At 61.4% G+C, this 22,049-nt stretch carries 16 protein-coding genes; 3 read left to right on the top strand and 13 right to left on the bottom strand.

Annotation, left to right across the window (positions count from 1 at the left end; genetic code table 11):
- Positions 1 to 33 precede the first annotated feature (33 nt).
- The 8 genes from fdhA to KVG87_RS04405 form a co-directional block, all read right to left on the bottom strand.
- Positions 34 to 1,233 carry a formaldehyde dehydrogenase, glutathione-independent gene (fdhA, locus tag KVG87_RS04370; RefSeq protein ID WP_016772834.1) on the bottom strand — a complete coding sequence of 400 codons (1,200 nt, stop codon included), beginning with the start codon at positions 1,231 to 1,233 and terminating at the stop codon, positions 34 to 36.
- A gap of 175 nt (positions 1,234 to 1,408) precedes the next feature.
- Entirely contained in the window at positions 1,409 to 2,266 is an 858-nt protein-coding gene (gene purU, locus KVG87_RS04375) for a formyltetrahydrofolate deformylase (protein WP_217849501.1), read from the bottom strand.
- A 216-nt stretch (positions 2,267 to 2,482) separates the two neighbouring features.
- A complete protein-coding gene (locus tag KVG87_RS04380) occupies positions 2,483 to 3,115 on the bottom strand; it encodes a sarcosine oxidase subunit gamma (RefSeq protein ID WP_041476747.1) in 633 nt (210 codons plus the stop codon).
- A gap of 132 nt (positions 3,116 to 3,247) precedes the next feature.
- The gene (locus KVG87_RS04385; protein ID WP_041476748.1) at positions 3,248 to 6,265 is read right to left on the bottom strand and encodes a sarcosine oxidase subunit alpha; all 3,018 of its coding nucleotides are present in this window, start codon (positions 6,263 to 6,265) and stop codon (positions 3,248 to 3,250) included.
- Positions 6,262 to 6,591, bottom strand: coding sequence for a sarcosine oxidase subunit delta (locus KVG87_RS04390; RefSeq protein ID WP_016772830.1), 330 nt, complete (start codon positions 6,589 to 6,591; stop codon positions 6,262 to 6,264). The genes KVG87_RS04385 and KVG87_RS04390 overlap by 4 nt, the downstream gene beginning before the upstream one ends.
- Positions 6,592 to 6,605: 14 nt before the next feature.
- On the bottom strand, positions 6,606 to 7,856 hold the full coding sequence (locus tag KVG87_RS04395; RefSeq protein ID WP_016772829.1) for a sarcosine oxidase subunit beta: 1,251 nt from the start codon (positions 7,854 to 7,856) through the stop codon (positions 6,606 to 6,608).
- A gap of 21 nt (positions 7,857 to 7,877) precedes the next feature.
- A complete protein-coding gene (gene glyA, locus KVG87_RS04400; protein WP_024014589.1) occupies positions 7,878 to 9,131 on the bottom strand; it encodes a serine hydroxymethyltransferase in 1,254 nt (417 codons plus the stop codon).
- 250 nt (positions 9,132 to 9,381) lie between these two features.
- Positions 9,382 to 10,092: a TraX family protein gene (locus KVG87_RS04405; protein WP_217849503.1), complete on the bottom strand. Its 711-nt coding sequence runs from the start codon at positions 10,090 to 10,092 to the stop codon at positions 9,382 to 9,384.
- 126 nt (positions 10,093 to 10,218) lie between these two features.
- On the opposite strand from KVG87_RS04405, the gene KVG87_RS04410 reads away from it, so the two are divergent.
- Both KVG87_RS04410 and KVG87_RS04415 read left to right on the top strand, forming a co-directional pair.
- Positions 10,219 to 11,259: a threonine aldolase family protein gene (locus KVG87_RS04410; RefSeq protein WP_016772826.1), complete on the top strand. Its 1,041-nt coding sequence runs from the start codon at positions 10,219 to 10,221 to the stop codon at positions 11,257 to 11,259.
- Positions 11,260 to 11,703: 444 nt separating this feature from the next.
- Positions 11,704 to 12,237 (top strand): REP-associated tyrosine transposase, encoded by a 534-nt coding sequence (locus KVG87_RS04415; RefSeq protein ID WP_076564387.1) that lies wholly within the window; start codon positions 11,704 to 11,706, stop codon positions 12,235 to 12,237.
- Positions 12,238 to 12,302: 65 nt separating this feature from the next.
- Here KVG87_RS04415 and gbcB read toward each other — a convergent pair whose 3' ends face one another.
- Entirely contained in the window at positions 12,303 to 13,403 is a 1,101-nt protein-coding gene (gbcB, locus tag KVG87_RS04420) for a glycine betaine monooxygenase reductase subunit (protein ID WP_016772824.1), read from the bottom strand.
- Positions 13,404 to 13,699: 296 nt separating this feature from the next.
- Between gbcB and gbca the strand changes: the two genes are divergently transcribed.
- Complete coding sequence (gbca, locus tag KVG87_RS04425) at positions 13,700 to 14,995, top strand: glycine betaine monooxygenase oxygenase subunit (RefSeq protein WP_076564388.1); 1,296 nt, start codon at positions 13,700 to 13,702, stop codon at positions 14,993 to 14,995.
- 875 nt (positions 14,996 to 15,870) lie between these two features.
- On the opposite strand, the gene etfB is transcribed toward gbca, so the two are convergent.
- From etfB to dgcA, 4 genes are all read right to left on the bottom strand, one after another.
- Positions 15,871 to 16,641 carry an electron transfer flavoprotein subunit beta gene (etfB, locus tag KVG87_RS04430; RefSeq protein ID WP_024014592.1) on the bottom strand — a complete coding sequence of 257 codons (771 nt, stop codon included), beginning with the start codon at positions 16,639 to 16,641 and terminating at the stop codon, positions 15,871 to 15,873.
- 9 nt (positions 16,642 to 16,650) lie between these two features.
- Positions 16,651 to 17,871 (bottom strand): electron transfer flavoprotein subunit alpha, encoded by a 1,221-nt coding sequence (gene etfA, locus KVG87_RS04435; protein ID WP_217849505.1) that lies wholly within the window; start codon positions 17,869 to 17,871, stop codon positions 16,651 to 16,653.
- On the bottom strand, positions 17,871 to 19,820 hold the full coding sequence (gene dgcB / locus KVG87_RS04440; RefSeq protein WP_217849507.1) for a dimethylglycine demethylation protein DgcB: 1,950 nt from the start codon (positions 19,818 to 19,820) through the stop codon (positions 17,871 to 17,873). Before dgcB ends, etfA begins: the two co-directional genes overlap by 1 nt.
- Before the next feature lie 155 nt (positions 19,821 to 19,975).
- Positions 19,976 to 22,036, bottom strand: a complete 2,061-nt coding sequence (gene dgcA / locus KVG87_RS04445) for a dimethylglycine demethylation protein DgcA (protein ID WP_217849509.1) — start codon at positions 22,034 to 22,036, stop codon at positions 19,976 to 19,978.
- Between the last annotated feature and the right edge of the window lie 13 nt (positions 22,037 to 22,049).

A 22,049-nucleotide genomic window follows, 5' to 3' on the forward strand; every position in this document is an offset into this window, starting at 1 on the left:
CCTGAGGTCGCCGTTTTGCGTTGCGGTAAAACCTTACGCCGCACTGAACAACTTATGCGGATCAATCACAAACTTCTTCGGCACACCCGCATCGAACTCGCCGTAACCTTCCGGCGCCTGATCGAGGCTGATGACCTGCACGCCAACCACTTCGGCAATGTTGATGCGGTCCCACATGATCGCCTGCATCAACTGGCGGTTGTACTTCATCACTGGAGTCTGCCCGGTGTGGAAGCTGTGGGATTTGGCCCAGCCCAGGCCGAAGCGGATGCTCAGGCTGCCCATTTTCGCCGCGGCGTCGACGGCGCCCGGATCTTCGGTGACATACAGGCCCGGGATACCGATCTTGCCGGCAACGCGCACCACGCCCATCAGTGAGTTGAGCACCGTGGCCGGGGCTTCGGCCTTGACGCCGTCGTGGCCGTGGCCGCGGGCTTCGAAACCGACGCAGTCCACCGCGCAATCGACTTCCGGCTCGCCCAGCAGCGCGGCGATCTGTTCGTGCAGCGGGGTGTCTTTGGACAGGTCGACGACCTCAAAGCCCTGTGCCTTGGCGTGGGCCAGGCGGATGGTGTTGACGTCGCCGACAATCACCACCGCCGCACCGAGCAAACGTGCGGAAGCGGCAGCGGCGAGGCCGACCGGACCGGCGCCGGCGATGTACACGGAGCTGCCCGGGCCAACACCGGCAGTAACCGCGCCGTGATAGCCGGTCGGGAGGATGTCGGAGAGGCAGGTCAGGTCGCGGATTTTCTCCATGGCCTTGTCGCGATCCGGCAGTTTCAGCAGGTTGAAGTCGGCGTACGGCACCAGCACGTATTCAGCCTGGCCACCGGTCCAGTCGCCCATGTCGACGTAACCGTATGCGCCGCCGGCACGGGCCGGGTTGACGGTCAGGCAGACGCCGGTGTGTTGCTCCTTGCAGGAACGGCAGCGCCCGCAAGCTACGTTGAACGGAACAGAGACCAGATCGCCGATCTTCAGGTTTTCGACGTCGGAGCCCTTTTCGATCACCTCGCCGGTGATTTCGTGACCCAGCACCAGACCGGTCTGCGCCGTGGTCCGGCCGCGCACCATGTGCTGGTCGGAGCCGCAAATGTTGGTGGAGACCACTTTGAGTATGACCCCGTGCTCGATCTTGCGACCACGCGGGTCCTGCATTTTCGGATAGTCGATTTTCTGCACTTCGACCTTGCCAGCGCCGAGATACACCACACCACGATTGCCAGACATGCTTTCACCTCGCTGTTGTTTTTATGGAACTGCGTTGCCCCGGTTGGGCAGCGCGTTGAGTGCTCGGGTATTGCTTGTTGGTCTTGCGTTGTTTGTTATGGCCCCTTCGCGAGCAGGCTCGCTCCCACATTGGAATGCATACCCCTGTGGGAGCGAGCCTGCTCGCGAAAGCGATCTAGAGAACGACGGTTCTGTTGGCGTTCAAGAACACCCGTCTTTCGATGTGATACCCAACCGCCCGCGCCAGCGTCAGGCCTTCGATATCGCGCCCCTTGGCGATCAGGTCCTCGGGGTAATGACTGTGATCCACCGCCTCGACGCCCTGGGCGATGATCGGCCCTTCATCGAGATCGTTGTTGATGTAATGCGCCGTCGCGCCCACCAGTTTCACGCCCTTGTTGTAAGCCTGGTGATAAGGCTTGGCGCCCTTGAAGCCCGGCAGCAGGGAGTGATGAATGTTGATCGCCTTGCCATCGAGCTTGCGGCACAGCTCCGGCGACAGCACCTGCATGTAGCGGGCGAGGATCACCAGTTCGGCACCGGCCTCTTCGATCACCTGCCAGACTTGACGCTCCTGCGCCGGTTTGTCATTGGGGTCGAGAGGGAAATGGTAGTAGGGAATCTGGTGCCAGTCGGCCAACGGCTTGAGATCCGGATGGTTGGACACCACCGCCGCGACGTCCATCGACAACTGGCCGATGCGCTGGCGGTAGAGCAAGTCGTTGAGGCAGTGATCGGCCTTGGAGACCATGATCACCACTTTCGGCCGGTAGTTCGGCGCGGTCAGCTCGAAGAGCATGCCGAACGCCTGTCCGCGCTCGGCCAGCCCGGCGCGGAAGGATTGCTCGTGGAAGCCGTCGGGCTGACGGAATTCCACGCGAATGAAGAAACGCCCGGAGAGGCGGTCATCGAACGAATGATGCTCGGTGACATAACAGCCCTGCTCGAACAGAAAACGCGTGACCGCGTCCACCGTGCCGAGGACGCTGGGACAGTCGGCGGTCAGAATCCATGTGTCTGGGGCGCGGCTCATGGTGCGGTGACTCCTGTTCGTTGTGCGGGGTGTCAGGTTTTTCCCTCACCCTAGCCCTCTCACAGAGGGAGAGGGGACTGACCGAGTTGTTTTCTCGTATTACGCCGACCTGAAATATCCCGTCGAACTCAGGCTCGAAAAACACACAAATCTGCTCCCTTTCCCCCTCTCCCCCTCAGGGGGAGAGGGCTGGGGTGAGGGGGTGGCTTTTGATCTTCAGGCCTGAACGCTCAGCCCGTACTCGGCCGAAGCATCCTGCAACCACAACCACCAGTAATCCGAGAAGCTGCGACGGATCAGCAATTCCCAGGTGTCTTCGGCGGTATGACGAATCATCAACTGCGACTTGGCGAACACCGTGCCCACCGCTTTGCCGACCGGGAAGTTGTTCGGGTGCACGTCGTAGCTGGTCGACTTCATCAGCACCTGACGCACGTTCGGGCCGCTTAATTCGAGAATCTGCTGGCCGCCGCTGACGTTGACGATGGCAATGTGCAGATCGCCCAGCGCTTCGCGCAGTTTCTGCTCGGCGGCGAATTCCTCACCGCTTGGCACGATCAGCAGCCACTCGTCCGGGCCCATCCATTGCAGGCTGGTTTCGCCTTTGACGATTACGCTCAGCGCACCGGGCAATTCAATGCCAAGCGCCTTGTGCACACCGGCAGCGAACGCGGCATCGTGACCATCACCACGAATGGTCAGGTGGCCGAGGAGTTTCTTTTCCCGCACGATCACGCCGGCGTTCTTGCGGCCCTTGCCGACCAGGCTGGCGAGGTCGGCATGGTGCAGCGACGATTCGGCCTTGGCGCCAGTGGTCGGGCGTTGCTGGTAAACATTGGCTGTGGTCATAAAGCACCTGTTGTTTGATTTGATCGTTCCCACGCTCTGCGTGGGAATGCCGCCATGGACGCTCTGCGTCCGCTCTTGGGACGCGGAGCGTCCCGGGATGCATTCCCACGCGGAGCGTGGGAACGATCAGTGTCAGATGTTCTGGCGATCACCCTTCGGATCGAAGAACACCGAAGAAACAATCTCCGCCTCGATCACGCTGCCATCGGCCAGCGGTGCGAACACCCGCTCGCCCATGCGCTTGAGACCGCCCTTGACCACACCCATGGCAAACGAATAACCGAGGGAGTTGTGCGCGTAGCTGGAGGTCACGTGGCCGACCATGGTCATCGGGATCGCCTGTTTGGTGTTGAACACCAGCTGCGCACCTTCCGGCAGCCATTTGGTCGGATCGATCGGCTTGAGGCCCACCAGTTGCTTGCGCTGGTCTTTCACGCAATCTTCGCGGTTCATGCCGCGCTGGCCGATCCACGAGAACGGTTTGGTGCGACCGACACACCAGCCCATGTTCAGGTCGTCCGGGGTCATCGAGCCGTCGGTGTCCTGGCCGACGATGATGAAGCCCTTCTCGGCCCGCAGCACGTGCATGGTTTCGGTGCCGTACGGGGTCAGGTTGTACTGCTTGCCGGCCTCGACGATTTTCTCCAGCACGCCCATCGCATAATCGGCCTGCACGTTGACTTCGTACGACAGCTCACCAGTGAACGAGATACGGAACACCCGCGCCGGCACGTCGCCGACCAGACCTTCTTTCCAGGTCATGAACGGGAACGCTTCGTTGCTCAGATCAATGTCGGTCACGGCGCTGAGCAGCTTGCGGCTGTTAGGCCCGGACAGGGTCATGGTCGCCCAGTGATCGGTAACGGAGGTGAAGTACACCTTCATATCCGGCCATTCGGTCTGGTGGTACAGCTCCAGCCATTGCAGCACGCGAGCCGCGCCGCCGGTGGTGGTGGTCATGACGAAATGGTTGTCGGCCAGGCAAGCCGTCACACCGTCGTCGAAGACCATGCCGTCTTCTTTGCACATCAAACCATAGCGAGCCTTGCCCACGTCGAGCTTGGTCCAGGCGTTGGTGTACACGCGGTTGAGAAACTCGCGGGCATCCGGGCCTTGAATGTCGATCTTGCCGAGGGTCGAAGCATCGAGCAGGCCAACGCTGTCGCGCACGGCTTTGCATTCGCGCTTGACCGCCGCGTGCAGGTCTTCACCGTTTTTCGGGAAGTACCACGGACGCTTCCACTGACCGACGTCTTCAAACTCGGCGCCGTTCTTCACATGCCAGGCATGCAGCGCGGTGTAGCGCACCGGTTCGAAGATGTGCCCGCAGTGTCGACCGGCCACGGCGCCGAAGGTCACCGGCGTGTAGTTCGGACGGAACATGGTGGTGCCCATCTGCGGGATGGTCACGTTCAGCGAACGGGCGGCAATGGCCAGACCGTTGACGTTGCCGAGCTTGCCCTGATCGGTGCCGAAGCCCAGCGCGGTGTAGCGTTTGACGTGCTCGACCGACTCGAAACCTTCGCGGGTCGCCAATTCGATACCACCGGCGGTGACGTCGTTCTGGAAGTCGACGAATTGCTTCGGTGCACGCGCCGAGTTCTTCTCGTGCGGCACCTGGAACAGCGCCAGGGTCGGCTCTTCGAGACGGCTCAGGGCTTTCGGCAACACGCCTTCGACGGTCTGGAAACCGGCTTCAGCGGCAGCGCGCACGCCACCTTCGAAACCGTCGGCCAGCGAATCGCCCAGCGCGTAGACGCCATTGATGCCACCGACGCACACGCGCTTCTGCGGTGCTTCGCCCGGTACGAAACCGAGAATGTCTTCGCGCCAGACCGGTTTGCCGCCGAGGTGCGAAGCCAGGTGAACCACCGGGCTGTAACCACCGGAGCTGGCCACCAGATCGCAGTCGAGCCATTCGCCCGGACTGGTTACGGCGTGTGCTTTGACGTCAATCGCGGCGACGCGGGCAGCGGTCACACGCTTGCTGCCACGCACTTCGATGACGGCGCTGCCGGTGAGGATGCGAATGCCTTTGGCGCGCGCTTCTTCGACCAATGCACCGCGCGGATTGCTGCGGGCATCAGCGATGGCGACCACTTGCAGACTGGCATCGAGCCAATCCAGAGCGACGCGATAGGCGTGATCGTTGTTGGTCGACAGCACCAGTTTTTTGCCCGGCGCTACGCCATAACGACGCACGTAGGTCGACACCGCGCCGGCTAGCATGTTGCCCGGCACGTCGTTGTTGCCGTACACCAGCGGACGCTCGTGGGCACCGGTTGCCAACACCACGCGCTTGGCGCGGACACGGTGGATGCGCTGCCGCACCTGTCCGATCGGCGCGCGGTCACCGAGGTGATCGGTGAGGCGTTCGTGAATGGTCAGGAAGTTGTGGTCGTGGTAACCGTTGACCGTGGCGCGCGGCAACAACAGCACGTCCGGGGTGTTCTTCAATTCAGCGATGACACTGGCGACCCATTCCATCGCCGGTTTGCCGTCGAGGCTTTCGCGCGAGTCGAGCAGGCTGCCGCCGAACTCTTCCTGCTCATCGGCCAGAATCACGCGGGCACCGCTGCGCGCAGCGGCCAGGGCAGCGGCGAGACCGGCCGGGCCGGCACCGACGATCAGCACGTCGCAGTGCTGGTTCATGTAGTCGTAGGTGTCCGGATCGTTCTCGGTCGGCGAACGGCCGAGGCCGGCAGCCTTGCGGATGTACTTCTCGTAAGTCATCCAGAACGATTGCGGGTACATGAAGGTTTTGTAGTAGAAACCCGGCGGCATCAGCTTGCCGCCGACCTTGCCGAGAATCCCCATCATGTCGTTGTTGACGCTCGGCCAGCCGTTGGTGCTGGTGGCGACCAGGCCCTGATACAACGCCTGTTGCGTGGCGCGCACGTTGGGAATCTGCGTGGCTTCGGTAGCACCGATCTGCAGCACCGCGTTCGGCTCTTCGGAACCAGCCGCGAAGATGCCGCGAGGGCGCGAATACTTGAAGCTGCGGCCGATGATATCGACGCCGTTGGCAATCAGTGCGGCGGCCAGCGAGTCGCCTTCATAGCCTTTGTAGGTCTGGCCGTTGAAGGTGAAGCTCAGCACTTTGTTGCGGTCGATCCGTCCACCGTTGGACAGGCGATTGGTCTGGCTCATACCTTCTCTCCCAGCGCCGTCGTGGCTGTTTTCGCAGTGCCAGCCTTGTCGGTGAATTGCGGCTTCTCGCCGATCTTGTAGCTCTCGAGAATCTCGTAGGTCACGGTATCGCGAGTGACGTTGAAGTACTGGCGGCAACCGGCAACGTGGTCCCACAACTCATGGTGCAGACCGCGCGGGTTATCGCGAAAGAACATGTAGTCGCCCCACTCTTCATCGGTGCAGGCGTTCGGATCCAGCGGCCGCGGGATATGCGCCTGACCGGATGCGTGGAATTCCTCTTCAGAGCGCAGTTCGCCGCAGTGAGGACAGAAGATATGCAACATGGGGATTTCTCCTGTTAGTGGGCAACCGCAGCAGCGCCGTGTTCATCGATCAACGCACCGTTGTGGAAACGGTCGATGGAGAAAGGTGCAGCCAATGGGTGCATTTCACCCTTGGCCAGACTCGCGGCAAACACGTTGCCCGAGCCGGGTGTGGCCTTGAAGCCACCGGTGCCCCAACCGCAGTTGAAGAACATGTTTGGTACCGGCGTTTTCGAGATGATCGGGCAAGCGTCCGGGGTGGTGTCGACGATACCGCCCCACTGGCGGTTCATGCGTACCCGCGAGAGCACCGGGAACATCTCGACGATGGCCTGGATGGTGTGTTCGATCACCGGGTACGAACCACGCTGGCCGTAGCCGTTGTAGCCGTCAATACCGGCGCCGATCACCAGGTCGCCCTTGTCGGACTGGCTGATGTAACCGTGCACGGCGTTGGACATGATCACGCTGTCGATAATCGGCTTGATCGGTTCGGACACCAGCGCTTGCAGCGGGTGGGATTCGATCGGCAGGCGGAAACCGGCAAGCTTGGCCATGTGCCCGGAGTTACCGGCCGTCACCACGCCGACGCGCTTGGCGCCGATGAAACCCTTGTTGGTTTCGACGCCGATGCACACACCGTTTTCCTTGCGGAAACCGATCACTTCGGTCTGCTGGATCAGGTCCACGCCCAAGGCATCGGCGGCACGGGCGAAGCCCCACGCCACGGCATCGTGACGGGCGACGCCGCCGCGACGCTGCACGGTCGCGCCCATGATCGGGTAGCGGGTGTTTTTCGAGCAGTCCAGGTACGGAATCTCGTCCGCAACCTGCTTGGCGTCGAGCAATTCGCCGTCGACGCCGTTGAGGCGGTTGGCGCTGACCCGACGCTCGGAATCACGGATGTCCTGCAGGGTGTGGCACAGGTTGTAGACGCCACGCTGGGAGAACATCACGTTGTAGTTGAGATCCTGCGACAGGCCTTCCCACAATTTCATCGCGTGTTCGTAGAGGTGCGCCGACTCGTCCCACAGGTAGTTGGAACGCACGATGGTGGTGTTGCGCGCGGTGTTACCGCCGCCCAGCCAGCCTTTCTCGACCACGGCGACATTGGTGATGCCGTGCTCCTTGGCCAGATAGTAGGCCGTCGCCAGGCCGTGCCCGCCGCCGCCGACGATGACCACGTCGTAGACTTTTTTCGGGGTGGGGGTGCGCCACATGCGCTGCCAGTTTTCGTGGTGGCTGAGCGAGTGTTTGAACAGGCCGAAGCCGGAATAGCGTTGCATAGTCATTACTCCAAAACCGACTCAGCGATAAACCGGGAAGTCTGCGCACAGGGCCGAGACCTGCTGGGCGACATTGGCCTCGACATCGGCGTCGCCGAGGTTGTCGAGGATGTCGCAGATCCAGCCGGCGAGGGTTTCGCACTGGCTGACCTTGAAGCCGCGCGTGGTCACCGCCGGGGTGCCGATGCGCAGGCCCGAGGTCACGAACGGCGACTGCGGGTCGTTCGGCACGGCGTTCTTGTTCACCGTGATGTGCGCACGGCCCAGCGCGGCATCGGCGTCCTTGCCGGTCAGGCCCTGACGGATCAGGCTGACCAGGAACAAGTGGTTGTCGGTACCGCCGGACACAACATCGTAGCCACGCTTGATGAACACGCTGGCCATCGCCTGGGCGTTGTCGATCACTTGTTGCTGATAGGCCTTGAAGCCAGGCTCCAGCGCTTCCTTGAAGCACACCGCCTTACCGGCGATGACGTGCATCAGCGGACCGCCCTGGGCACCGGGGAACACGGCGGCGTTGAGCTTCTTCTCGATCTCTTCGTTGGACTTGGCCAGGATCAGCCCGCCACGCGGACCGCGCAGGGTCTTGTGCGTGGTGGTGGTGACCACATCGGCGTACGGCAGCGGGTTCGGGTACAGGCCGGCAGCGACCAGACCGGCGACGTGAGCCATGTCGACGAACAGCAGCGCACCGACCTTGTCGGCGATCTGACGGAAGCGCGGGAAGTCCAGAGTCTTCGAGTAAGCCGAGAAACCGGCAACGATCATTTTCGGTTTGCACTCGACCGCCAGACGCTCGACTTCGTCGTAGTCGATCAGCCCGGTGTCGGTGTTGATGCCGTACTGCACGGCGTTGTAGAGCTTGCCCGAGGACGACACTTTCGCGCCGTGGGTCAGGTGACCGCCGTGGGCCAGGCTCATGCCGAGGATGGTGTCACCCGGCTGGATCAGCGCCAGGTACACGGCGCTGTTGGCCGAGGAGCCGGAGTGCGGCTGGACGTTGGCATAGTCGGCACCGAACAGTTGCTTGGCGCGTTCGATGGCCAGCGCTTCGACTTTATCCACATGCTCGCAGCCGCCGTAGTAGCGCTTGCCCGGATAGCCTTCGGCGTATTTGTTGGTCAGGCCGCTGCCTTGCGCCTGCATGACGCGCTTGCTGGTGTAGTTCTCCGACGCGATCAGCTCGATGTGATCTTCCTGACGTTGCTCCTCGGCATTCATCGCCGCCAGCAGTGCATCGTCGTAACCCTGGATCTGGTCTTGCTTGCTGAACATCGCGTCTCTCCCAGCGGCATCTGTGCGCCATTCGTCTCGGTAAGGCACCGGCAATCGCAGCGGTGCCCTTTGATGCGATGGTATGACCGGCACAGACAGCTCAAATGCCTGCGGACGCCACGCAAAGGTGCGTTTACGACATGGCTGGAAATGACCTTGTGGGAGCTGGCTTGCCAGCGATGGCGGCGGCACATCTGGCATGGATGGTGGCTGAACCACCGCTATCGCTGGCAAGCCAGCTCCCACAGGGTTAAGCGGCGAGCTGGCGGATAAGTAGCAGCAGGAGGAAATGCGCGGGATACAGCGCATATGCCCAGCGCCGCATCGGTGGTGGCTGCAGATGTCGCCCATGTCGCAACAAGAACATTCCCAGCATCGGCGCAAACAGACATGTCGCCAGGCCGAGAATCGCCACGCTGTTGCCGAAGCGCGCCGATTCGAGCAACACCTGCCATTGGTTCGCCGCCAGACACACCAGCCCCGGCAACAGGCTGAAATACCAGGGTCGGCAAAACACCAGCAGCAGCGCCAATGGCAACAATACGCCGAAGAAACCGAACATCAGTCGTTCTGAAAAAACCGCCGCAACCACCAGCGCGGCCAGTGCGAGCAATCGCGCCACCGATGCTGAATCCTGCCAGCCGCGCGCCACCAGCAGGCCCAGCGCCAGCGTCGGCATCACGTTGAACGTGTCAGGGTCGGGGATATAAAAGCGATAAGGGATTTCGCTGATTGCACTGAACAGCAACAGCCAGCCCAGATAGCGCCATTCCATTTTGCGCGAACCGTCTCGTGCCAGATTCGCCGCCATCGCCAGGCAAAACCATGGAAACGCCAGGCGACCGGGCACATAAAGCCAGTCGGCGAAGAAGCCGACATATCGCAGGTGATCGAGCAACATGCTCAGCAACGCCAGCCACTTCAGCAGATCCAGGGCACCGTCGCGTTGGCTCAGGTGCATAATCGGCCCATAAACTGGTAATTTTCCCCACCCGACATCGCATGTGCTCCCCGAAAGATCTTCGGTAAAGTGCGCATCCTCATTGACCACGAGCCTTCACAAGAGTCTCGATTACGGAAGCCGGCCATGACCGACAAGAGCCAACAATTCGCCAGCGACAACTATTCCGGGATCTGCCCTGAAGCCTGGGCTGCCATGGAACAGGCCAACCACGGCCACCAGCGCGCTTACGGCGACGATGAATGGACCGCCCGCGCGGCGGATCATTTCCGCAAACTGTTCGAAACCGACTGCGAAGTGTTCTTCGCCTTCAACGGCACCGCCGCCAACTCGCTGGCCCTGTCGTCGCTGTGCCAGAGTTACCACAGCGTGATCTGCTCGGAAACCGCCCACGTCGAAACCGACGAATGCGGCGCTCCGGAATTCTTCTCCAACGGCTCGAAGCTGCTGATCGCCGGCACTGAAAACGGCAAGATCACCCCGCAATCGATCCGTGAAGTCGCGCTCAAGCGTCAGGACATCCATTACCCGAAACCGCGCGTGGTGACCCTGACTCAAGCCACCGAAGTCGGCAGTGTCTACACCCCGGAAGAAGTCCGCGCCATCAGCGCCACCTGCAAAGAACTGGGCCTGCACCTGCACATGGACGGCGCGCGGTTCTCCAACGCCTGCGCATTCCTCGGCTGCTCGCCCGCCGACCTGACCTGGAAAGCCGGCGTCGACGTGCTGTGTTTCGGCGGCACCAAGAACGGCATGGCGGTGGGTGAAGCGATCCTGTTCTTCAACCACAAACTGGCCGAAGACTTCGACTACCGCTGCAAGCAGGCCGGGCAACTGGCATCGAAGATGCGCTTTTTGTCGGCACCGTGGGTCGGCATTCTGGAAAACGACGCCTGGCTCAAATACGCCCGCCACGCCAACCACTGCGCGCAACTGCTGGCAGAACTGGTCAGCGACATTCCCGGCGTCGAACTGATGTTCCCGGTGCAGGCCAACGGCGTGTTCCTGCAACTGTCCGAGCCGGCCATCGCCGCGTTGACTGCAAAGAACTGGCGCTTCTACACCTTCATCGGCAAGGGCGGCGCACGTTTCATGTGCTCCTGGGACACCGAAGAAGAGCGCGTGCGCGAACTGGCGCGCGATATTCGCGAGGTCATGTCGGCCTGATCCCCCCCGCATTGATCGTTCCCACGCTCCGCGTGGGAACGCCTCCCGGGACGCTCCGTGTTCCAGCCTCACCATTATCGACACGGTCAAGACCGCTATGACGCAGAGCGTGGGAACGATCTTTATCTCCACATCTGCCCCACCCTGATCGTTCCCACGCTCCGCGTGGTAACGCCTCCAGGGACGCTCCGCGTTCCAGCTTCACCCTTGGCGACAGGCTGAAAACCGCTATGACGCAGAGCGTCAGTGGCTGCATTCCCACGCAGAGCGTGGAAACGATCTTTGGACCGGAATGACTTTTCCCACCGTGGTACCAGAAGCCTCTTCTAGCGCAATTATGTCGCCCGCCCCATTCTGATCGTTCCCACGCTCCGCGTGGTAACGCATCCCGGGACGCTCCGCGTTCCATCTCCTTCGCACCGCAAGATTCAAGGATCGAATCCCATGGGCCGCAGCCGCTATACGATTACCGAAGCCGACAAACCGCATTTCCTGACCTGCACCGTAATGGAGTGGTTACCGTTATTCATCCGCCCGTACATCGTTGAGCACCTGCTCAACTGCTGGCGATATCAGCAGACACATCATGACTTGAAGCTATACGGCTACGTGATTCTGGAAAACCATCTTCACTTTGTCGCCCAAGCGCCTGACCTGAGCAAATGTCTCAGCCAGTTCAAGTCTTTCACTGCGCGACAGATCATCAACGACTTACAAACCAAAGGCGCAGACAAAGCCTTGCAACGCCTGCGCTTCAATAAGCGTGCACACAAACAGGATCGGGTTTATCAGCTGTGGCAAGAAGGTGCGCACGCGGAGATGGTCTACAGCGAATCGGTGATGCGTCAGAAGCTTGAATATATCCACAACAACCCGGTGAAACGCGGGTATGTGGATTTACCGGAGCATTGGCGTTATTCGAGTGCCAGGGACTACGCGGGAACTGAGGGACTGATCGAGGTTCAGCGCTGGTATTGAAATGGGACGCGGAGCGTCCCGGGCGGCATTCCCACGCGGAGCGTGGGAACGATCATAATTACTGATTAAAACTCAATCCGCACATCCCCCTTCGGCACGCTGCAGCACGACAGGATAAACCCTTCCGCCTCGTCGTCCTCGGTAATCCCGCCGTTGTGCTCCATCTCCACTTCGCCGCCCAGTTTCATCACCTTGCATGTCCCGCAAATGCCCATGCCGCAGGCTTTCGGGATCATCAGGCCGAGTTTGGCGGCGGCTGCGTGGACGGTTTCGCCCGGGCCGACGCGAATGCTTTTGCCGGAGGCGGTGAATTCGACCTGATGCAGATCCGCGGCGTCGATTTCCGGCGCATCGGCGGCTTGTTCGGCCTGTTCCACCGCGTCGGCGCGGGCCTCGGGTGGCGTGGCGCCGAAGGATTCTTCGTGGTAGCGCGACATGTCGTAGCCGGCCGCTTCCAGCAAGCGTTTGACCGCAGTCATGTACGGCGTCGGGCCGCAGCAGAACACTTCGCGTTCGAGGAAGTCCGGAACCATCAGTTCGAGCATCTTGTGGTTCAGGTAACCGCGATAACCGGCCCATGGCTCACCGAGGCCGTGTTTTTCGCAGATCAGGTGCAGGCTGAAGTTGTCGATCCGCGACGCCATGTGCTCAAGCTCGCGGTGGTAAATGATGTCTTTCGGCGACCGCGCGCTGTGCACGAACGTCATGTCGACATTGGCGTTGGTGTCGTAGAACCAGCGCGCCATCGACATGCACGGCGTGATGCCGACGCCGCCGCTCAGATACAGGACCTTCGGGCTCGGGAAGTCGATCGCGTTGAACAGCCCGACCGGGCCGTGCACCGCCAGCTCCTGACCTTCATGCAAAGTGTCGTGCAACCAGTTCGAGACCTTGCCGCCCGGCACGCGTTTGATCGTCACCGAGAAGCTGTACGGCACCGACGGCGAGCTGGAAATCGTGTACGAGCGCATGATCGGCTGGCCTTCGATTTCCAGCTCCAGCGTGACGAACTGCCCCGGTTTGAAGAAGAACAGGATCGGCTGGTCGGCCATAAAGCAGAAGGTGCGCACATCCCAGGTTTCCTGGATGACTTTGACGCAACGGACAATGTGTCGGCCATTGGCCCAGGTCTGGGTGGTGACCGGATTCAGGAAGCTGTTGGACATGCTGTTCTCCACGGCCGACTGTCGGCCTCTTGTCGGCGATTCTGCGTATAGCGCAGACCGTGCGTTTACCTATCCGCGACATTGACATACTTATCGCGACCAGCCCTTGAACACCGGGGCTTGCGCGTCGGGAACAGATTGCGCCATGTCGCGCATGGATAAGGTTCCCCCCAGCGCCGGCCCCACACTCGCCCCAACACAAGACGACTTCTTTACACCTTGCGTAGCAACCGTTTTGCAGCACACCTGATCAGCCACTTTCGCCGGCCACGCAGAGGGCCATGAGGATTACATCGATGGACGTCACCGCAAAAATCAGCCTGGGCGATCCGCTGGAACCCGCACGCAAGGCCACCGCACAAATGCTCCAGGAGCGCGAGCGCACTTTTTCGCTGCCACAGCCGTTCTACAGCGACGAGCGCCTGTTCGATATCGATATGCAGGAGATCTTCCAGAAGGAATGGTTGATCGCCGGCATGACCTGCGAGATCCCGGCCAAGGGCAACTACCTGACCCTGCAGGTCGGCAAGAACCCGATCATCGTCATTCGTGGCGCCGAGGGCGTGGTGCACGCGTTCCACAACGTCTGCCGCCACCGTGGCTCGCGCCTGTGCACCAATGAAAAAGGCAAAGTCGCCAAACTGGTCTGCCATTACCACCAGTGGACTTACGAACTGGACGGTCGCCTGCTGTTCGCCGGCACCGAGATGGGCGCCGACTTCGACATGAAGCAATACGGCCTGAAACCGGTGAACGTGAAAACCGCTGGCGGCTACATCTTCATCAGCCTGGCGGAGAACCCGCCGGCCATCGATGACTTCCTGTCGACGCTCAACCATTACATGGAACCGTACGACATGGAGAACACCAAGGTGGCGATCACCACCACCTTGATGGAAAAGGCCAACTGGAAACTGGTGCTGGAAAACAACCGCGAGTGCTACCACTGCAACGCGTCGCACCCGGAGCTGTTGAAAACTCTGCTGGAGTGGGACGACGTCACCGACCCGCGCGCCGATCAGGCCTTCAAGGATCACGTCGCCGCCTCCGCCGCTGCCTGGGAAGCGGAAAAGATCCCTTACGCCCACGCCAGTTTCGGCTTGCGCAACCGTATCGTGCGCATGCCGCTGCTCAAGGGCACCGTGTCGATGACCCTCGACGGCAAGCAAGGCTGCGCGAAACTGATGGGCCGGATCAAGAACCCGGACCTGGGCTCGATGCGCATCCTGCACCTGCCGCACTCGTGGAACCACTGCATGGGCGACCACATCATCGTCTTCACCGTGTGGCCGATCAGCGCTCAGGAAACCATGGTCACCACCAAGTGGCTGGTGCACAAGGATGCGGTGGAAGGTGTCGATTACGACGTCGAGCGCATGCGCCAGGTGTGGGACGCGACCAACGATCAGGACCGCCGTCTGGCCGAGGAAAACCAGCGCGGGATCAACTCCACCGCTTACCAGCCGGGGCCTTACTCGAAGACCTATGAATTCGGCGTGGTCAACTTCGTCGACTGGTACAGCGAGCGGATGTTGAACAACCTCGGGGCAGAGCCTGCGCCTTACCTCAAAGGTGTACCGGTTCAGGGCTGATCAGGAGCAAAAGATCGCAGCCTGCGGCGGCTCCTACAGGTGGAATGCATTCCCCTGTGGGAGCGAGCCTGCTCGCGAAGGCGTCCTGACCCACGCTACATCATTCAGTTGATCAATTTCCGACCAATCACCCCCGCCCCCATACCCACCAAGCCCTCCAGCCTTCCGCAAACAAGTTATCCACATACCCGCCCACAGCAAATGGGGGTAACTGTGGATGACTCAAAAAATATCCTGCTGATTTGCAAAGAAAAATCGTGACTTATGCTGAACCGCGATTTCTCAAAACAATTGATCATTTTTTGATCAAGCTCGTACACAGCACGGATTTAAAGGCCTGTAGCGGGTAGCGAACACGTTATCCACAGAAGCGCCAACAGAGATCGGGGACAACTTTCAATCTCCTGTGGAAAAACACCTATGACTGGGGAAAACCCCTCGCGTTGACAGCTCTCGGCGCCCTGGAATCACATTTGATCAATAATTGATCAAATCCATGTAAGCCCTGCTCCATATGGCCTACAGCTGGTAGCGAACATCTTATCCACAGAAGCGCCAACAGAGATTGGGGGCAACTTGTCGATTTATACCGAAGGAAAAGCCCGAGAAATCCGTGAGTTACGCTGATCGTTTTTTGATCTTATGGCTGAAAGGCTTGAATGGCGTGGGGTGCGAGCAAGGGCGAACACGTTATCCACAGCTTCGCCAACAGGGATTGTGGGTAAGCAGTACAGATTGGCGATGAGTGAATACCAAATGTGGGAGCGAGCCTGCTCGCGAAAGCGGACTATCAGCTGATACATGTATCGACTGACCCATCGCTTTCGCGAGCAGGCTCGCTCCCACAGTGGTTATTCCATGCCAGGAAGAGGTGACTAGCGGACAACGCCCTCTTCAATCAGCAGCTTCAGAATGGCTTCAGCCCCAGCCTGCGCGGTGACGCCTTTGAGCACCTGCCCCCCGCCGCCACTGGCCTTGGCTGTCGCGGCCTTCATCCGGTCGGCACCGCTCTTGGCCTTGATCACCTTCAAGCGCTTGGGCCGTGGCTTGGCCGGTTGCAGCGTGGCCACGGCCAACAATTGGTCCTCCACCACTTCAACGTCATCGGCGGCCAATTCGCCCCGTCGTGCCGGACCATACGCACTTTGCCGAGGCTTCGGCGCGGCGTTATCCACAGTGGCCAGAAACGGCAGTTTGACCTTCAAGCGGCGTCGCTGGCCGCGCGGCAACGCTTGCAGGACCAGCGCCGACCCGTCATTGATTGATTCGACCTGCGCTAGGCCCACCACCAGCGGCCAGCCCAGGCCTTCGGCCAGCAGGAACGGCAACATGCCCGAACCCTCACCGGTTTCCGCCTGGCTACCGGTCAGCACCACCTGCGCACCGGCATCGCGCAGGTACGCGGTCAGCGCCGGCAAGGCATCGGCGCCAGCGGGTTGTTCCAGCACATGCAGCTGTTCCAGGCCCATGCCCAGATAGGCACGAAGTGCCGGTTCGGCAACATCACCGGCGTGCAGCACCTGCAGGTTATCCCCAGCCAGTTGCAGGCCCAGTTCCACCGCGCGCGCATCCTGATCGGCGCGCCGTGGCCGACCTGAGGTCGGGTGAGCGCCGATCGAGACCAGACTGATAACGTTCGTGTTCATAGGGTTTCCTTAAGCCGCATCGCGCTTGGCTTCGTTGCGGTAAGCCGCGACCGCTTCGATCAACGCTTGCAGAATCTCTGCGCTTTCGCCGATTACCGAAAGGTCGGCACGCTTGATCATGTCGCAACCCGGATCGAGGTTGATCGCCACCACCTTGTCGCAAGCGCCAATGCCTTGCAGGTGCTGGATCGCGCCAGAGATACCCACAGCCACATAGACCCGCGCGGTGACCCAGGTGCCGGACGCGCCGACCTGACGATCTCGGGCCATGAAGCCATCGTCCACCGCAACCCGCGAAGCGCCTTCGGTGGCGCCGAGGGCCGCCGCTGTTTCGTGAAACAGCTGCCAATCCTTGACCCCGTTGCCGCCGGAGAAAATGAATTCCGCTTCGGCCATCGGAATCGCTGCCGGATCCACCGCCACGGCACCAAGATCTTCGATTCGCGACAAGCTGCGCGCGACGCTTGTGGATAACTCCACTGGCAACGCTTCGTGACGGGTTTCGCTGACCGGCTCCGCGCATTCGGCAGCGGCGAGAATCAACCGCGCCACCGGACGCGCCAGGTCTTGCAATCCGGCCCCGGCGCGGCCGATGCACTCCTGATCCTTGACCTGCCAGACCCGCGTGGCCGGGCGCTCGCCCAAGGCTGCAGCAAAGCGCCGGCCGAGTTCGCCGCCACCGCTGCGGCTGTCCGGCAGCAACCAGTGACGCGGGTTGAATTGGTTATCCACAGCGCGCAAACCCTGCACCCGCTGCTCCGGTGCATAACCGCTGAATTCCTCGCCTTCAAGCACCAGCAAGCGATCAACGCCCGCGGTTTCGAAAGCGCTTTCCTTGTGCTCGCCGAACACCACGGCGAGCACTGCACCATCTCTGCCGGCCAGTTGGTGAGCAAGGCCGAGCAGATCACGGTCGTGGCTGCTCAGGCGACCGCCGACCATATCCGGCACCACGCTGATGTAGAACGCCGGGGCCGGAACCTGATGCAGGGGCAATTGCTCTTCAACAGCAGCCGAGCGTTTGACCGCCCCACCCTGTTGCGCGCCGCTGCGGTCAATGCGTTTGATGCCGTTAGGGCCGATAAAACCCATGCCGTGCAGATTCTTGCGGATGACGCCGTTGGGACCCATCCAGCTGTGTTGCGCCGGTTGCATCGCCGCGTGCAGCGGGTGCAAACGGTTACGGGCAATCCATTCGGCGCGCGGGTCGCGGCGGATAATGTCGCTCATCAGTGCACCTCCGCAGGTTCACGTTTGGTCGGGCTGGCAGGCTTGCTTGGCGCGGCGTCCTCGAGCAACGCGTCGGCGACCAGTTCGGCGATGTCCTTGATCAGCGGACGCGGTTCGACCACGCCTTCGAGCATCGCCGTGCATTGTGGACAACCCACCGCCACCAGTTCGGCGCCGGTCTCGCGGATGTCTTCCATGCGCATGTCGGGGATACGCTGCTTGCCCGGAATGTCAGTGATCGGCGCGCCACCACCGCCGCCGCAGCAGCGTGAGCGGAAGCCGGAACGTTGCATCTCTTTGACCTCGATACCGAGTGCACGCAGCACTTCACGCGGTGCTTCATATTCGCCGTTGTAGCGGCCGAGGTAGCACGGATCGTGATAGGTCACGCTGTTGCCTTTGTGCTGACCGAGATTGAGCGCGCCGGCCTGAATGATCTCGGCCATGTAGCTGCTGTGGTGCTGCACCAGGTAGTTGCCATCGAAGGCGCCGTACTCGTTTTTCAGCACATGGAAGCTGTGCGGATCGCAAGTGACGATGCGGTTGAAGCTGTATTTGGCCAACGTCTGGATGTTGCGCTTGGCCAGCAACTGGAACGTCGCTTCGTCGCCGAGACGCCGCGCCACATCGCCGCTGTCACGTTCTTCAAGGCCGAGCACGGCGAAGTCGATGTTTGCCGCTTTCAGCACTTTGACGAACGCGCGCAGGGTGCGCTGGTTGCGCATGTCGAAGGCGCCGTCGCCGACCCAGAACAGCACGTCGGTGGATTTCTTCTCACTGAGCAGATTGAGGTTCAGATCCGCCGCCCAGTTCATCCGCCCGCCCGGGGCGAAACCGCCAGGGTTGTCGGTTGCAATAAGGTTCTCGAGAACTTCGGCACCCTTGTTCGGCGTCGCGCCTTTTTCCAGGGTCAGATGCCGGCGCATGTCGACGATCGCATCGACGTGCTCGATCATCATCGGGCACTCCTCGACGCAGGCGCGGCAGGTGGTGCACGACCACAGGGTTTCGGCATCGACCAGACCGTTGACGATCGGTTGATGCGGACTGCCGCCATGCTCGCCGATCGGTTTGCCTGGATACGGGCTGCCGGCGAACTTCGCGTCAGTGCCGCCGGCGAGGCCGGCGACCATGTCCTGAATCAGTTTTTTCGGGTTCAGCGGCTGGCCGGCGGCGAAGGCCGGGCACGCCGCTTCGCACTTGCCGCACTGCACGCAGGCGTCGAAACCGAGCAATTGGTTCCAGGTGAAATCCTTGGGTTTTTCCACGCCCAGCGGCGCATCGGGATTGTTCAGATCCAGCGGCTTCAGACCAGTCGAGCGCCCGCCGCCGAAACGTTCCGGGCGACGGTGCCAGGCCAGGTGCAGAGCACCGGCAAAGGCGTGCTTCATCGGCCCGCCCCAGGTCATGCCGAAGAACAGTTCCGACACGCCCCACAGCACGCCAACACCGAGGATGGCGGCGAGCACCCAGCCGCCGAAGTTTTCCGGCAGGATCCCCGCCACCGGCAGGGTCACCAGGAAAAACGACGCGGAGAAGGCCAGCAGGCTTTTCGGCAGGCGCATCCACGGGCCTTTCGACAACCGTGCCGGCGGGTTGCGCCGACGCAGGTAAACGAAGATCGCACCGACGAACATTACCGCCGTCATCAGCAGCAAGGCGTAACCGAGGATGCGGTTATGCAGGCCGAAACCGTGCACCAGAATGGCCAGCACAATTGACGCCACCGCACCGCCCGCCGTGGCGACGTGGGTGTTGGCAATGTATTTGTCCCGCGCGACGACGTGGTGCAGGTCGACCATGTAGCGCTTGGGCATGGCCAACAGACCGCCGAGCAGATCGACCTTCGCCGCCCGCCCCCGGCGCCACATGTTCATCCGCCGCAACGCGCCGAGGACCGCAAGGCCCAGGGCTGCGAACAACAGGATTGGAAGAAGGGTGTTCAACATAGGTGAAGCTCCCACCAGTGCAACCTGGAGAAACACGATCCGCTTTACTGTGGGAGCGAGCCTGCTCGCGAAAGCGGTGAGTCAGTCGACATCATCGTCAACTGACAGATTGCATTCGCGAGCAGGCTCGCTCCCACAGGGTTTGGTGCAAGCCGTCAGAAATCCTTGCACAACCGCAGTGCGTCGTAGATCGCGGCGTGTGTATTACGCTGCGCCACGCAATCGCCAATGCGGAACAGCAAGTAGCCGTCGCCCGCTTCGCTCAGCGAAGGTTGCGGCTGGATCGCGAACAGCGCTTCGACGTCGATCTGGCCCTTGTTGCGCGAGCCGTCCTTGAGCGCGTAGTAGATTTCTTCGTCCGGGCGTACGCCGTTTTCGACGACCACCTGATCGACCACCCGTTCCTCTTTCGCGCCGGTGTATTCGTTCTCCAGCACCGCGATCAGCTTGTCGCCTTCGCGGTAGACCTTCTCCAGCATCATGTCGCCGGTCATGATCACTTCTTTCGGGTACATGCTGCGGTAGTAGGTCGGGAACGACGTGCCGCCGATGGCCACGCCCGGTTTGATGTCGTCGGTGACGATCTCGACCTGGCTGCCCTTGTCGGCGAGGAAGTCGGCGACCGACATGCCGGTGAACTCGCAAATGGTGTCGTAGACCAGCACGTTCTTGCCCGGCGCAACCTTGCCGTCGAGCACGTCCCAGCTGCTGACCACCAGCCCTTCGGTCGCGCCCCAGTGTTCGTTCTGCTCAAGGTACGGATGACCGCCGACCGCCAGCACCACCACGTCCGGACGCAGGTCCATGATGGTGTCGGCATCCGCCGCCGTGCCCAGGCGCAGATCGACTTTCAAGCGCGCCAGTTCCAGCTGGAACCAACGAGTGATGCCGGCGATCTGGTCACGCTGCGGTGCTTTCGATGCGGTGGTGATCTGCCCGCCGATGAAGTCTTTTTTCTCGAACAGCGTGACGTCGTGGCCACGCTCAGCAGCCACGCGCGCGGCTTCCATCCCGGCCGGGCCGGCACCGACGATCACCACCTTGCGTTTCGGCCCGGTGGATTTCTCGATGATGTGCGGCACGCCCATGTACTCGCGGGAGGTCGCGGCGTTCTGGATGCACAGCACGTCCAGACCCTGATACTGACGGTCGATGCAATAGTTGGCGCCGACGCACTGCTTGATCTGGTCGATCTGGCCCATCTTGATCTTGGCGATCAGGTGCGGGTCGGCGATGTGCGCGCGGGTCATGCCGACCATGTCGACGTAACCGCCTTCAAGGATGCGCGTGGCCTGGTTCGGGTCCTTGATGTTCTGCGCGTGCAGCACCGGCACCTTGACCACTTCCTTGATCCCGGCAGCCAGATGCAGGAACGGCTCCGGTGGATAACTCATGTTCGGAATGACGTTGGCCAGGGTGTTGTGGGTATCGCAACCCGAGCCGACCACGCCGATGAAATCGAGCATGCCGGTGTCGTCGTAATACTTGGCGATCTGCTTCATGTCCTCGTGGGACAAGCCGTCCGGGTGGAACTCGTCACCGCACAGACGCATGCCCACGCAGAAGTCGTCACCGACCTCGGCCCGCACGGCTTTAAGCACTTCCAGACCGAACTTCATCCGCCCTTCGAAGCTGCCGCCCCATTCGTCGGTACGCTTGTTGACGCGCGGGCTCCAGAACTGGTCGATCATGTGCTGGTGCACGGCCGACAGTTCGACGCCATCGAGGCCACCGGCCTTGGCCCGGCGCGCGGCCTGGGCGTAGTTGCCGATCACCCGCCAGATCTCTTCCGGCTCGATGGTTTTGCAAGTGGCGCGGTGCACCGGTTCACGGATGCCCGAGGGCGACATCAAGGTCGGCCAGTTGAAACCGTCCCAGCGCGAGCGACGACCCATGTGGGTAATCTGGATCATGATCTTGGCGCCATGCTTGTGCATGGCGTCGGCCAGATTCTGGAAGTGCGGAATGATCCGGTCGGTGGACAGATTGACCGAACTCCACCATTCCTGCGGGCTGTCGATCGCCACGACGGACGAACCGCCGCAGATGGCCAGGCCGATACCGCCCTTGGCTTTCTCTTCGTAGTATTTGACGTAGCGGTCGGTAGTCATGCCACCGTCAGTCGCGTAGACCTCGGCGTGCGCGGTGCTGAGCACGCGGTTGCGGATGGTCAGTTTGCCGATCTGGATCGGCTGGAACATTGCTTCGAAAGCCATGGCGGGTTCCTCG

This window comes from Pseudomonas siliginis (assembly GCF_019145195.1).
Lineage (GTDB): Bacteria > Pseudomonadota > Gammaproteobacteria > Pseudomonadales > Pseudomonadaceae > Aquipseudomonas > Aquipseudomonas siliginis.

Excerpts from the sequence above, each read along its gene's own strand:
- gbcB (WP_016772824.1), bottom strand. The coding sequence starts at position 13,403 with ATGTCCAACAGCTTCCTGAATCCGGTCACCACCCAGACCTGGGCCAAT.
- KVG87_RS04380 (WP_041476747.1), bottom strand. The coding sequence starts at position 3,115 with ATGACCACAGCCAATGTTTACCAGCAACGCCCGACCACTGGCGCCAAG.
- dgcB (WP_217849507.1), bottom strand. The coding sequence starts at position 19,820 with ATGTTGAACACCCTTCTTCCAATCCTGTTGTTCGCAGCCCTGGGCCTT.
- KVG87_RS04410 (WP_016772826.1), top strand. The coding sequence starts at position 10,219 with ATGACCGACAAGAGCCAACAATTCGCCAGCGACAACTATTCCGGGATC.
- KVG87_RS04405 (WP_217849503.1), bottom strand. The coding sequence starts at position 10,092 with ATGCACCTGAGCCAACGCGACGGTGCCCTGGATCTGCTGAAGTGGCTG.
- fdhA (WP_016772834.1), bottom strand. The coding sequence starts at position 1,233 with ATGTCTGGCAATCGTGGTGTGGTGTATCTCGGCGCTGGCAAGGTCGAA.
- etfA (WP_217849505.1), bottom strand. The coding sequence starts at position 17,871 with ATGAGCGACATTATCCGCCGCGACCCGCGCGCCGAATGGATTGCCCGT.
- etfB (WP_024014592.1), bottom strand. The coding sequence starts at position 16,641 with ATGAACACGAACGTTATCAGTCTGGTCTCGATCGGCGCTCACCCGACC.
- dgcA (WP_217849509.1), bottom strand. The coding sequence starts at position 22,036 with ATGGCTTTCGAAGCAATGTTCCAGCCGATCCAGATCGGCAAACTGACC.
- purU (WP_217849501.1), bottom strand. The coding sequence starts at position 2,266 with ATGAGCCGCGCCCCAGACACATGGATTCTGACCGCCGACTGTCCCAGC.
- glyA (WP_024014589.1), bottom strand. The coding sequence starts at position 9,131 with ATGTTCAGCAAGCAAGACCAGATCCAGGGTTACGACGATGCACTGCTG.
- KVG87_RS04415 (WP_076564387.1), top strand. The coding sequence starts at position 11,704 with ATGGGCCGCAGCCGCTATACGATTACCGAAGCCGACAAACCGCATTTC.
- gbca (WP_076564388.1), top strand. The coding sequence starts at position 13,700 with ATGGACGTCACCGCAAAAATCAGCCTGGGCGATCCGCTGGAACCCGCA.
- KVG87_RS04390 (WP_016772830.1), bottom strand. The coding sequence starts at position 6,591 with ATGTTGCATATCTTCTGTCCTCACTGCGGCGAACTGCGCTCTGAAGAG.
- KVG87_RS04385 (WP_041476748.1), bottom strand. The coding sequence starts at position 6,265 with ATGAGCCAGACCAATCGCCTGTCCAACGGTGGACGGATCGACCGCAAC.
- KVG87_RS04395 (WP_016772829.1), bottom strand. The coding sequence starts at position 7,856 with ATGCAACGCTATTCCGGCTTCGGCCTGTTCAAACACTCGCTCAGCCAC.